Consider the following 12,404-nt stretch of genomic DNA (forward strand, 5'->3'; position numbering starts at 1 on the left):
GGTGTCAGGGCCCGCCACCGCGTCCCTCAGCCGGGCAGGCAGCTCGTCGCGATCTCCTCCAGTGCCCGGGTGTAGGCGGTGGACAGGCGGGTGATGGTGGGGGCGTCGTACTGGGCGTGGGAGTAGGACCAGGTGGTGGTGAGGCGGCCGTGCTGGACGACGGCGGCCACATCGATCAGGTGCGGCCGGGTCTCGCCGAGGGCGAAGTCGCGTCCGGCGATGTCGAGTTCGGCGTGGATGAGGCCGGAGCCGGGGGTGCCGGCGGCGAGGTCGAAGCGGCCGAGGTAGTTGAAGCTGAGCTGGGGGCCGGGGCCGTCCAGGAGGGCGCGGGCAGGGGAGTCGGGGGCACTGAGGTGGCGCAGGGCGCCGTAGCCGACGCCGTGGTCGGGGACGGTGCGCAGGTGGCGCTTGACGGCGCGGACGGTGGTGGGCCAGTCGGTGGCGGCCGGGGCCGCCAGGACCACCGGGTGGATGGCGGTGAACCATCCGACGGTGCCGGAGAGGTCGACGGTGTCGAAGAGGTCCTCGCGGCCGTGGCTCTCCAGGGCGACCGCGGTGCGCGGGCGGCCGGTCCAGTCGGCGAGGACTCGGGCGAGGGCGGCGAGGAGGAGGTCGTTGATCTGGGTGCGGTAGTGACCCGGGGCCAGGTTGAGCAGGGCGTGGGTGTGCTCGGCGGAGAGGGTGGTGGCGGTGCCGGTCAGTTCGGCGCCGGTGTTGGGGGCGCCGGGGTGGTCCACGGGCAGGGGGTCCGAGGCCGCCTCGTTCGCCTCCCGCCAGTGGTCGAGCTGGTCGTCGAAGCCGCCCTCGGCGACGTGCCGGGCGAGGAGTTCGGCCCACTGGCGGACAGAGGAGGTCCGCTCGCGCGGGGCGACGGGGCCGCTGCCGGAGGCCGCCTGGGCGTAGGCCGCCTCCAGGTCGTCCAGAAGGATGCGCCAGGAGACGCCGTCGACGACGAGGTGGTGGGCGACCAGGCTGAGCCAGGGTTGCGAAGAGGCGCCCCGCTCGCCGTACAGGACGCGGAAGAGCGGGCCGGAGTCGAGGCGGAAGCCGGACTGGGCGTCGGTGAGCAGGGCCTCCCAGGCCGCCTCCTGGTCGGGGGCGGTGGTGAGGTCGTGGACGGTGAGGACCGCCTCGGGGGAGAGCTCCGCCAGGACCCGGCCGGTCCAGCGGCCGGTGCCGGGCTCCTGGGCGTAGACGGCCCGCAACATGCCGTGGCGGGCGAGGAGGGCGCCGACCGCGAGGCGCAGGGCGGCGGGGTCGGTGCCGGGGGCGAGCGTGAAGGACATCGTCATGTCGAAGTGGGCGGGCGCCTCCGGGTGGGTGGCGAAGAACCACTCCGCGACCGGGACGGGCGGCAGCGGGCCCGCCTCGGACTCCTCCCCGGCCGGGGTGTCGGCGGCCCGGGCGGCATCCGCCTCGGCCGCCAGCCCGGCGACGGTCTGGCCGACGAAGACGTCCCGGGTGTACATGTGCAGGCCCGCGCGCCGGGCCCGGGAGACCACCTGGATGGAGAGGATCGAGTCGCCGCCCAGTGCGAAGAAGCTGTCGTGCACGCCGACCCGGTCGACGCCCAGCACCTCCGCCCAGATCCGGCACAGGACACGCTCGGTCTCGGTGCGGGGGGCGACGTGGGCGGCGGTCCGGCCGCCCTCGTCGCCGGGGGCCGGCAGGGCGCGCCGGTCGGTCTTGCCACTGGCGTTGACCGGGAGCCCCGCGAGGGTGACGAAGGCGGCGGGCAGCATGTACGCCGGCAGGGAGGTCCCCGCGAACGCCCGGAGGGTCTCGGCGTCCGGTGCCGCCGCGGCGCCGGGCTCGGGCACCACGTAGGCGACGATGCGGCGGACGCCGGGGCGGTCCTCGCGGACGGTGACGGCGGCCTGGCGGACGGCGGGGTGGCGGGTGAGGGTCGCCTCGATCTCGCCGAGTTCGATGCGCAGGCCGCGGATCTTGACCTGGTCGTCGGCGCGGCCCACGTACTCCAGCCGGCCGTCGGCGCGCCACCGGACGAGGTCGCCGGTGCGGTACAGGCGGCCGCCGCCGCCCGCCGGGTCCGCGACGAAGCGGGTGGCGGTCAGGGCCGGCCGGCCGAGGTAGCCGCGGGCGAGGACGGCACCGGCCACGTACAGCTCGCCGGGGGCGCCGACCGGGACCGGGCGGAGCCGGGCGTCGAGGACGCGGACGGCGGCGCCGGTGACCGGGGCGCCGATGGGCGGCGGCGCGTCGGTGGCGCCGGTGAGGCGGCCGCTCATCGAGGCGACCACGGTGGTCTCGGTGGGGCCGTAGGCGTTGACCAGGACGCGGCCGTCGGCCCACTGGCGGACCAGCTCCGGGCCGCACGCCTCACCGCCGGTGAACAGGGTGCTGAGGCCGGGCATCCGGCCGGGCGGGACGCTGGCGAGGACGGTCGGCGGGATCAGGGCGTGCGTGACCCGCTCCTCCTCCACCACCCGGGCCAGCTCCTCGCCCGCCAGCGGGCCGTCGGCGGACGGCAGGACGAGGGTGCCGCCGCTGCCGAAGGCCAGCAGGAGTTCGAGGACGGAGGCGTCGAAGCCGGGCGAGGCGAGCTGGAGCACCCGGGCCGAGGCGCCGGCCACCGCACCGCCCGCGCCGGTCAGGGAGGCGGCCAGCGAGGTCAGCCCGGTGTGGGGGACGACGACGCCCTTCGGCCGACCGGTCGAGCCCGAGGTGTAGATGAGGTACGCGGCACCCGAGGCCGGCACGACGACCCCGGGGGCGCCGGAGGGGAGCCGGGCCAGCTCTCCGGTGACCGCCGGGTCGTCCACGAGGAGGACGGGCGGGCCGTCGGGAGCGCGGGTCGCGGCGTGCGCGCTGTCGGTGAGCAGCAGGGCGGCGCCGCAGTCGGTGAGGACGTGGCGGAGCCGGTCGGCGGGCCAGGCCGGGTCGACGGGGACGTACACGCCGCCCGCGCGGACCACGCCGAGGACGGCCGGTGCCCACGCGGCCGACTTCGGCAGCAGCACCGCCACCCGTGTCTCGGCGCCGACCCCGCGCCCGCGCAGCAACCGCGCCAGCCGGTCGGCGCGGTCGTCCACCTCGGCGTACGACAGCACCGTGGCGCCCGCCTGGACGGCCGGGGCGTCGGGGCGGGCCGCGGCCCGCCGGGCGAACCAGGTGCCGAGCGGGACGGGCGGCCGCGCGGCGGGCCCGGTGCCGCGCCGGCGGGCGTCGTGCTCCTCCTCGGCGGAGACCGCGGGGATCTCCCCGAGGACGCGGTCCGGGTCCGCGCAGACCTCCTCGACCAGGCGGGCCAGGCCGGCCGCCAGACGGTCGGCGGTGGACGCGTCGAACAACTCCGGGTCGTAGGCGAGGGTCAGGCTCAGGCCGGTGCCCTCGGCGCCGGCGCCGGCTCCGGCGCCCGCGATCAGCGTGAGCGGGTAGTTGGTGGCCTCGACCGCCTCGACCTCGCGCAGGTGGACGCCGTGGCGGGCGGCGCCGTCGGCGTCCACGGGGTAGTTCTCGAAGACCAGCAGCGTGTCGAAGAGTGCGGTGCCCGGCGGCAGTTCGGTGGCGATGTCGCGCAGGGCGACGTACTCGTGGCGGCCCGCCTCGGCGGCGTCCCGCTGGATCGCGGCGAGCCAGTCCCCGACCCGCAGGCCGGGTGCGGTGTCGACGCGGACCGGCAGGGTGTTGATGAAGAGGCCGAGGATCTCCTCGGCGCCGGGCAGTTCGGCGGGGCGCCCGGATACGGTCGCGCCGAACACCACGTCACGGGCGCCCCCGTGCTGGGCGAGCAGCAGCGACCAGGCGCCCTGCACCAGGGCGTTGGGGGTGACGCGGTGGCGCCGGGCGAAGGCGGTCGCGCGAGTCCCCGCCTCCGGGGTCAGCGGGACCTCGACGCGTGCCGTGGAACGGCCCCGGTGCCCCCGCGGCACCGGGCGGTCGGCGGGCAGGGCCACGGGCTCGGTGAAACCGGCCAGCCGTTCGCGCCAGTAGGCGCGGCCCTCGGCGTGGTCGCGTCCGGCCAGCCAGCCGAGGTAGTCGCGGAACGGGCCGCGCGGGGCGGCGCCCGGCCCGGAACCGGTCAGGGCCGCGTACTCGGCGACCACGTCGGCCAGGAGGGCGGCGCTGCTCCAGCCGTCGAGGAGCAGGTGGTGGAAGGTCCAGACGAGCTGCACGCGGTCCTCGTCGAGGCGGGCCAGCAGCACCCGGGTGAGCGGTGCCGTGGTCAGGTCGAGGCCGCGGCGCCGTTCCTCGGCGAGGACCTCCGCGAGGGCGGCGGCGCGCTCGTCCTCGGTGCGCCCGGTCCAGTCCGCCACCTCCAGCGGCAGCACCACCTCGCGGTGGACGATCCGCACCGGCTGGTCGGCCGCCTCCCAGGCGACCGACGAGCGCAGGGCGTCGGACCGCTCCACCACCCGCTGCCAGGCGCGGCCCAGGGCGCCGGTGTCGCGCACCCCGTCGAGGACGCAGGAGAACTGCTCCAGGTACGCCTCGGTGCCGGGCCCGTCGAGGGTGTGGAAGAGCATGCCCGCCTGGAGGGGGGTGAGCGGACAGAGGTCGGCGACGTTCCGCCCGTCGCCGGCCAGCCGGTCGACCTCGGCCTGGCCGAGGCCGACCAGCGGGAAGTCGGAGGGCGAGCAGCCGCCCGCGCCGGGCTCGACGCAGTGCGCGACGAACGCCTCCAGTTCGGCGAAGAAGCGGTCGGCGAGGGCGCGGACCGTCTCCTCGCGGTGCAGACCCGGCGAGTAGGTCCAGGCGAAGGTGAGCCGGCCGTCCTCGATGCCGCCGACGACGTCCAGGAGGTGGGTGCGGCGCTCGCGGCCGCTCCGGTCGCCGCCCGCGTCCGGCAGCTCGGCGGCGTACAGCCCGGCCGGGGCGGACGGCGCCCCCTCGGCGCTGGACGGCGCCACCACGTCGAACTGGCCGTGGTAGTTGAACGAGATCCGCGGCTCGGGAAGTTCGCGGACCGCGTCGGCGGCGGTGCCGGCGGCGCCGAGATGGCGCAGGGCGCCGTGGCCGACACCCCGGTCGGGGACGGCCCGCAGCTGCTCCTTGACCGCCCGCACCGACTCCTTCCAGTCCTCGCCGGGCGGCAGCGCGGGGGCGAACGGGTAGAGCGAGGTGAACCAGCCGACCGTGCGGGTCAGGTCGACGTCGTCGAAGAGTTCCTCGCGGCCGTGGCCCTCCAGGGCGACGGCCACCCGGTCCTGCCCGGTCCAGCCACGCAGGGCGCGGGCCAGCGCGGTCAGCAGGACCTCCTCGGTACGGGTGCGGTAGACCGCCGGGACCCGGCGCAGCAGGGCGGTGGTCCGTTCGGCGCTGAGGGAGCCGAGGAGGGTCCGTTCCTCGCCGACGGTCCGGGAACCGCCGGGGGTGTCCAGGGGCAGCTCGGTCGTCGCGCCCTCCAGGGCGGTACGCCAGTAGGCGGCCTGCGCGTCGAAGCCGCCGTCCGCGACATGGGTCGCGAGCCGGTCGGCCCACTGGACGACGGAGGTGGTCTTCGGGCCGAGGTCGGGCGTCCGGCCGGTGGCGAGCTGCCGGTACGCCGTCTCCAGATCGGCGAGGAGGACCCGCCAGGAGACGCCGTCCACCACCAGGTGGTGCGCGGTGAACTGCGCCCGGAGCGGCCGCTCGTCACCGTCCACGCCGATCAGTACACGGAAGAGCGGCCCGGCGGGACCGGTCCCCGCCGGGACCCGGGCGGCCTGCTCCCGCCAGGCGGCGTCCACGTCCTCGGCGCCGGTCAGGTCGTACGTCCGGAAGACCGCGTCCAGGTCGGCGTCCGGGAGGATCGTCGCCGTGGCGGCGGTGTCCGGGCCCGGCGCGGTGAAGACGGTGCGCAGGGCGTCATGGTGGGCGAGGACGGCACCGACCGCCGAGCGGAGGTGCCCCAGACCGGTCCCGGCGCGCAGCTCGAACGCCATCGACATGGCGAAGTGGTCCGGGGCCACCGGGTGGTGGGCGAAGAACCACTCGCGGATCGGGGTGGTGCCGACCGGCCCGGTCACCGTGGACTGCTCGGCCGCCACCCGCGTCGCCGCGTCGGCGCCGGACGCTCCGGCGACGGCGGCGAGGGCGGCCACGGTCTGGCGGGCGAAGACGTCCCGCGAGGAGAGGTCGAGCCCTGCCCGGCGTGCCTTGGCCACCACCTGGATGGAGAGGATCGAGTCGCCACCCAGGTCGAAGAAGTTGTCGTGCGCGCCGACCCGTTCGACGCCCAGCACCTCGGCCCAGACGTCGGCGAGGACGGTCTCCGGTCCCGGCCGGGGCGCGGTGTACGCGCAGTCGGCCGCGGGCGGGGCGGGCAGCGCCGCCCGGTCGGTCTTGCCGTGGGCGTTGAGCGGCAGCCGCTCCAGCGCCACGAAGGCCGAGGGGACCATGTACTCGGGCAGGACCGCCGCCGCGTGCTCCCGCAGCACCGCCGGGTCGGCCGCGCCGGACGCCGCCGGGACGACGTACGCCACCAGCCGCACCGAACCCGCGGCGGGGCCCTCGCCGGGGCGGGCGTCCACCACGACCTGCGCCACGGAGGCGTGCCGGGCGAGGACGTTCTCGATCTCGCGGGGCTCCACCCGGAATCCGCGCACCTTCAGCTGGTCGTCGCCGCGCGCCACGTACTCCAGCGCGCCGTCGGCGCGGCGGCGCACCACGTCACCGGTCCGGTACAGGCGCCCGCCGCCGCCGAAGGGGTCGGCGACGAAGGCGGCCGAGGTCAGCCCGGGCCGGTCCGCGTAGCCGCGCGCCAGCCCACTGCCGGCCACGTACAGCTCACCCGGCACCCCGACCGGGACCGGGCGCAGCCAGGCGTCCAGGACGTGCGCCTCGGCGGCGGTCACCGGGGTGCCGATGGGCGGGGTAGCGGGGCCGGCGCTGAGCGGTGCGCTCATGGTGGCGCAGACGGAGGTCTCGGTCGGGCCGTACGCGTTGACCATGGTGCGGCCCGGCGCGTAACGCTGCACCGTCTCCGGCGGGCAGGCCTCGCCCGCCACCACCAGCACCGGTGGCAGGTCCGCCGGGTCCAGCGCGGCCACCAGGGCGGGCGGCAACGTCGCGTGGGTGACGCCCGCGGCGGCGACGACGGGGCCGAGCCTGCTGCCCCAGTCGGTGGTGGCCGACCCCGGCTCCGGCTCCTCGACGACCAGGGTCGCGCCGGTCAGCAGCGCCATCGACAGCTCCCACCAGGAGGCGTCGAAACCGGGCGAGGCGAACTGCAGGACCCGCGAGCCCGGGCCGGCGCCGAGACGGTCCGCCTGGGTGGCGGCCAGCGCGGAGAGCCCGGCGTGGGTGACGGTCACGCCCTTGGGGCGGCCGGTCGAGCCGGAGGTGTAGATGACGTACGCCCCCGCCGTGAGCGGGACGTCCGGCAGGGCGGCGCCGTCCGGGGCGGGGGAGGCGGCGCCGGCGGAGGCGTCGGGCTCGTCGAGGAGGACGACGGAGAGCCGGGCCGGGTCCGGCAGGCGCCCGGCCGCGCGCAGTTCCCGGGCCCGCTCCCGGTGGGTCAGCAGGACGCGGGCCCCGCAGTCCGCGAGGACGTAGCCGGTGCGGTCGGCCGGATAGGACGGGTCGACCGGCACGAAGGCCGCCCCCGCCTTGAGCACCGCCAGCACCGAGACGACGTGGTCGACCGAGCGGGGCAGCAGCAGCGCCACCCGCGCCTCGGTGCCGACGCCCGCCCGGACCAGGCGGCGGGCGAGGCGGTCGGCGCGCTCGTCCAGCTCGCGGTAGGTGAGGGTGGCGCCCCCGGCCACGGCCAGGGCGGGCGCGTCGGGGGTGGCCTCGACCCGGCGGGCGAAGAGGGCCGGGGCGCTGAGCGTGGGCACCTCGGGCAGCGGCGCGGGCCCGGGGGCCGGCGCCGCCTCGTCGGGGAGGGCGGGCAGGGCCAGCAGCGGGGTGCCGGGCGCCGTGAGGGCGGCCTCGGCCAGCCGCAGCCACCAGCGGGAGAGCCGGGCGGCGGTGGCCGCGTCGAAGAGGCCGGTGTTGTACTCGATGCCCGCCAGCAGCGCGCCGCCCTCCTCGCGGAACCCGAAGGTGAGGTCGAACTGGGCGGTGTCCCGCGCCACCTCCAGGGGGGCCACGTCGAGCCCCGGCAGGGCGAGCGGCTGCTCGTCCGGGGTGTTCTGGAGGCTCACCATCGCCTGCACCAGCGGGGTGCGGCTGGTGTCGCGGTCCGGGGCGAGCCGGTCGACGAGCACGCTGAACGGCACGCCCTGGTGGGCGAAGGCGTCCAGCACCGTCCCGCGCACCCCGGCGAGCAGGCCGGAGAACGGCAGCCGCTCGTCGATCCGGGAGCGCAGCACCAGGGTGTTGACGAAGAAGCCGACCAGTCCTTCGAGTTCGGCCCGGTCACGGCCGGAGACGGCCGTGCCCACCGCCACGTCCCGCTGCCCCGTCCACCGGGAGAGCAGGAGCTGGGTGACGGCGGTCAGCACCATGAACAGGCTGGCGCCCTCGCCGCGCCCGGCCGCGCGGAGCCGGGCCGCGAGGGCGTCGGGGATCTCGAAGGTGTGCAGGGCACCGGCGCTGGTGCGGACGGCGGGGCGGGGACGGTCGGTGGGCAGGGCCAGCGGCTCCAGCCCGGCCAGGGTCTTCGCCCAGTGCGCCACCTCGTCCTCGGCCACCGAGCGGCCGCGTTGCCAGGCGGCGTAGTCCGGGTACTGGAGGGGCAGTCCGGGCAGAGCCGCGTCCTCGCCGGTCACGGCGGCCGTGTACAGGGCGCCCAGTTCGCGGGTGAGCACGCCCATGGACCAGCCGTCGGTGACGATGTGGTGCAGCGCGAGCACGAGGACGTGCTCCCGCGCCGACCCGCGGAGCAGCAGCACCCTCAGCAGCGGTCCCGTCCGCAGGTCGAAGGGCCGGGCGGCCTCGTGGCGTACGGCCTCGGCGAGCGTTGCCGCGCCGTCCTCGCCGGTGGGCGCCTCCACGATGCGGAACTCCACGGGCGGGCCGGCCGCCTCGTGCACCACCTGGACGCCGTGGCCCTCGACCGAGTCGAAGGTGGTGCGCAGCGCCTCGTGCCGGGCGACGAGGGCGGCGAAGGCGGCGCGGAGCGCGTCGGTGTCCAGCGGGCCGGTCAGCCGCAGCGCCTCCACCACGTTGTACTCGACGGTGGAACCGGCGAACTCCTCCAGGAACCAGAGGCGTTCCTGCGCGAAGGAGAGCGGCAGGTCGCCGTCGCGCGGGGCCGGGGCGATGGCCCCGGCGTCGAAGGCCGGCACGGTGGCCTCCGCCACCGTGGCGGCCAGCCCGGCGATGGTCGGTCGCTCGAACAGGGCGCGCGGGGACAGCTCCACCGCGCAGGCCGCCCGGATGCGTGAGACGACTTGGAGGCTGGTGATGGAGTCGCCGCCGAGGGTGAAGAAGTTGTCGTGGATGCCGATGTGGGGGGTGTTGAGGACGTTGGTCCAGATGTGGGTGAGGGTGTGTTCGGTGGGGGTGGTGGGGGCGGTGTATGGGGTGCCCGGGGTGGGGTTGGGTGTGGGGAGGGCGCGGTGGTCGATTTTGCCGTTGGGGGTGAGGGGGAGGGTGTCGAGGGGGATGAAGGTGGTCGGGATCATGTAGTCCGGCAGGGTGGTGGCGAGGTGTGTGCGTAGTTCGTCTGGGTCGGTGGTGGTTCCGACGGTGTAGGCGATCAGGTGTTGGCTGCCGGTGGGGGTGGTTCGTGCGAGGACGTGGGCTTGGGTGATGTGGGGGTGGGTGAGGAGGGTGGTTTCGGTTTCGGTGGGTTCGATGCGGTGGCCGCGGATTTTGATTTGGGTGTCGGTGCGGCCGTGGAAGTGGATGCGGCCGTCGGGGTGGCGGGTGGCGAGGTCGCCGGTGCGGTAGAGGCGTTGTCCGGGGTGGTGGGGGTGGGGGATGAAGCGGGTGGCGGTGAGGGCGGGTTGGTGGTCGTAGCCGCGGGCGAGGCCGGTGCCGCCGAGGTAGAGCTCGCCGGGGATGCCGGTGGGGGTGGGGGTGAGGTTGGTGTCGAGGATGTAGGCGTGGGTGTTGTCCATGGGGCGGCCGAGGGGGACGGGGTTGTGGGTGGTGTCGTGGGGGGTGAGGGGGCCGCTGATGGCGAAGGTGGTGGTTTCGGTGGGGCCGTAGGTGTGGACGAGGGTGAGGTGGGGGTTGGTGGTCTGGACGCGGTTCATGGTGGTGGGGGAGGCGGTTTCGCCGCCGGTCCAGAGTTCGTGGAGGCCGTGGAAGCAGGTGGGGTCTTCTTCGGCGAGGAGGTCGAAGAGGGCTTTGGTGAGGAAGAGTGAGGTGACGCCGTTGGTGATGGCTTGGCGGATGGTGGGTGCGGTGATGTCGTGGTCGGCGATGGTGAGGGTGTTGCCGTTGAGGAGGGGGGTCCAGATTTCGTGGGTGGCGGCGTCGAAGGAGTGGGGGGAGTGGAGGAGGAGGTGTTGGTGGGCGCCGTTTTTCCAGTGGGTGTCGGCGGTGAGGGCGGTGATGTCGTGGTGGGTGATGGCGACGCCTTTGGGCTTGCCGGTGGAGCCCGAGGTGTACATGACGTAGGCCAGTGAGTCGGGGTGGATGGTGGCTGGTGGCCGGTGGTCTGTTGTGGGTGGGGTGGTGACGTGGAGGGTGGGGGTGCCGCAGAGGTGGGTGTGGTTCTGGTCGGTGAGGATGAGGGTGGTGTGGCTGCGGGTGAGGATGTCGCGGGTGCGGTTTTCGGGGTTGGCGGGGTGGAGGGGGATGTAGGTGCCGCCGGTTTTGAGGATGGCGAGGATGGCGGTGATGAGGTCGGCGGAGCGGTTGAGGTGGAGGGCGACGCGGGATTCGGTGGTGATGCCTCGTTCGGCGAGGGCGCGGGCGAGGTGTTCGGCGCGGGTGTCGAGTTCGGCGTAGGTGAGGGTGCCGGTGCTGGTGTGGAGGGCGATGGTGTGGGGGGTTTGTGCGACGTGGGTGGCGAAGGCGGCGGTGACGGTGGTGGGGGGTGTGTCGGTGGTGGGGCCGTGGGCGGCGGTCAGGGCTTCGGCGTGTTCGGCGGGGCTGAGCATCGAGAGGTTCCGCAGGGGCTGGTCGGGGTCGCTGGTGGCCAGGCCGGTGGCCAGTTCCCGCCAGTGCGTGGCCATCCGGGCCACCGTCCCCGCGTCATACAGATCCGTGCTGTACTCGACGGCGCCGACCAGCGTGCCGTCCGCCGCCTCCTCGAACTCGAACATGAGGTCGAAGGGGAGGGAGTCGCGGGAGACGCTGAGCGGCTCGGCCTCCAGACCGGGGAAGACGGGCGCGGATCCCGTCGCGCCCTGGAGCACCACCATGGCCTGGACGAGGGGCATCCGGCCCGGGTCGCGTTCGGGCGCGACCGCGTCCACCACCCGGTCGAAGGGGACCTCCTGGTGGTCGAAGGCCTCCAGCACCGTGGTCCTGGTCGCCGCGAGGAAGTCGCCGACCGTGGCCGCGCCGTCCACGTCGGCGCGCAGCACCAGCGTATGGACGAAGAAGCCTACGAGGTCCTCCAGTTCGGGCCGGTCGCGGCCGGCGGTGACCGTGCCGAGGGCCACGTCCCGCTGCCCGCTCCAGCGGCCGAGGAGCAGCTGGGTGGCGGCGGTCAGCAGCATGAAGAGGCTGGCGCCGTGCTCCCGGCCGAGCCGGGCCAGCCCGGTGGCGGTCGCGGCCGGGACGGCGAAGGTGTGGACCGCGCCGGTCCCGGTCCGCACCGAGGGACGCGGGCGGTCGCAGGGCAGCTCCAGCGGCTCCAGACCGGCCAGCCGCTCCTTCCAGTACGCCAGCCCCTCGCCCGGCCCCGTGTCGTCGGCCAGGCGGTCGCGCTGCCAGGCGGCGAAGTCGGCGTACTGGACCGGGAGCGGGGGCAGCGAAGGTTCGAAGCCGTCCAGTTCGGCGGCGTAGCAGGTGGCGAGTTCACCGGTGAGGACGTCCAGGGAGCGGCCGTCGCTGACGATGTGGTGCATCGAGAGCAGCAGGGCGTGCCGGTCGGCGCCGAGCCGCAGCAGCAGGACGCGCAGGAGCGGCCCCTTCCGCAGGTCGAACGGGGTCAGCAGCCGGGCGCGCAGGAACGTGTCCGCGTCCTCGCCCGCCGGCAGTTCCGCCTGCTCCACCGGGACCTCCAGCACGGGGTGCACGATCTGCACGACCCTGCCGTCGACCGCGTCGAAGGTGGTCCGCAGCGCCTCGTGCCGGGCCACCACCCGCGCCACCGCCCGCTCCAGCGCTCCGGTGTCCAGCGCGCCCGTCAGACGCAGCGCGAGACCGGAGTTGTACTCCACCCCGCCCGGGTTGTACTCCGCCAGGAACCACAGCCGCCGCTGGGCGAACGAGGCGGGCAGTTCGCCGGTGCGGTCGGCCGGGCGGATGGCGTGCGGGTCGGCGACCACCGCCTGCCCGGACATGCGGGCGCGCAGCAGTGCCTGCATGTCCGCCGGCAGCGCGCTGATCCGGCTCTCCCGCGACGAGGGCGTGGTCATCTGGAATCTCCCTGTGGGACGTGGACGAGGTGG

At 75.5% G+C, this 12,404-nt stretch carries 1 protein-coding gene; it reads right to left on the bottom strand.

Annotated elements, in window-relative coordinates:
* Positions 1–26: 26 nt before the first annotated feature.
* The gene (locus Sdia_RS06905) at positions 27–12,371 is read right to left on the bottom strand and encodes a non-ribosomal peptide synthetase (protein ID WP_191835337.1); all 12,345 of its coding nucleotides are present in this window, start codon (positions 12,369–12,371) and stop codon (positions 27–29) included.
* Positions 12,372–12,404 lie beyond the last annotated feature (33 nt).

It is taken from the genome of Streptomyces diastaticus subsp. diastaticus, assembly GCF_011170125.1.
GTDB classification, from domain to species: domain Bacteria; phylum Actinomycetota; class Actinomycetes; order Streptomycetales; family Streptomycetaceae; genus Streptomyces; species Streptomyces diastaticus.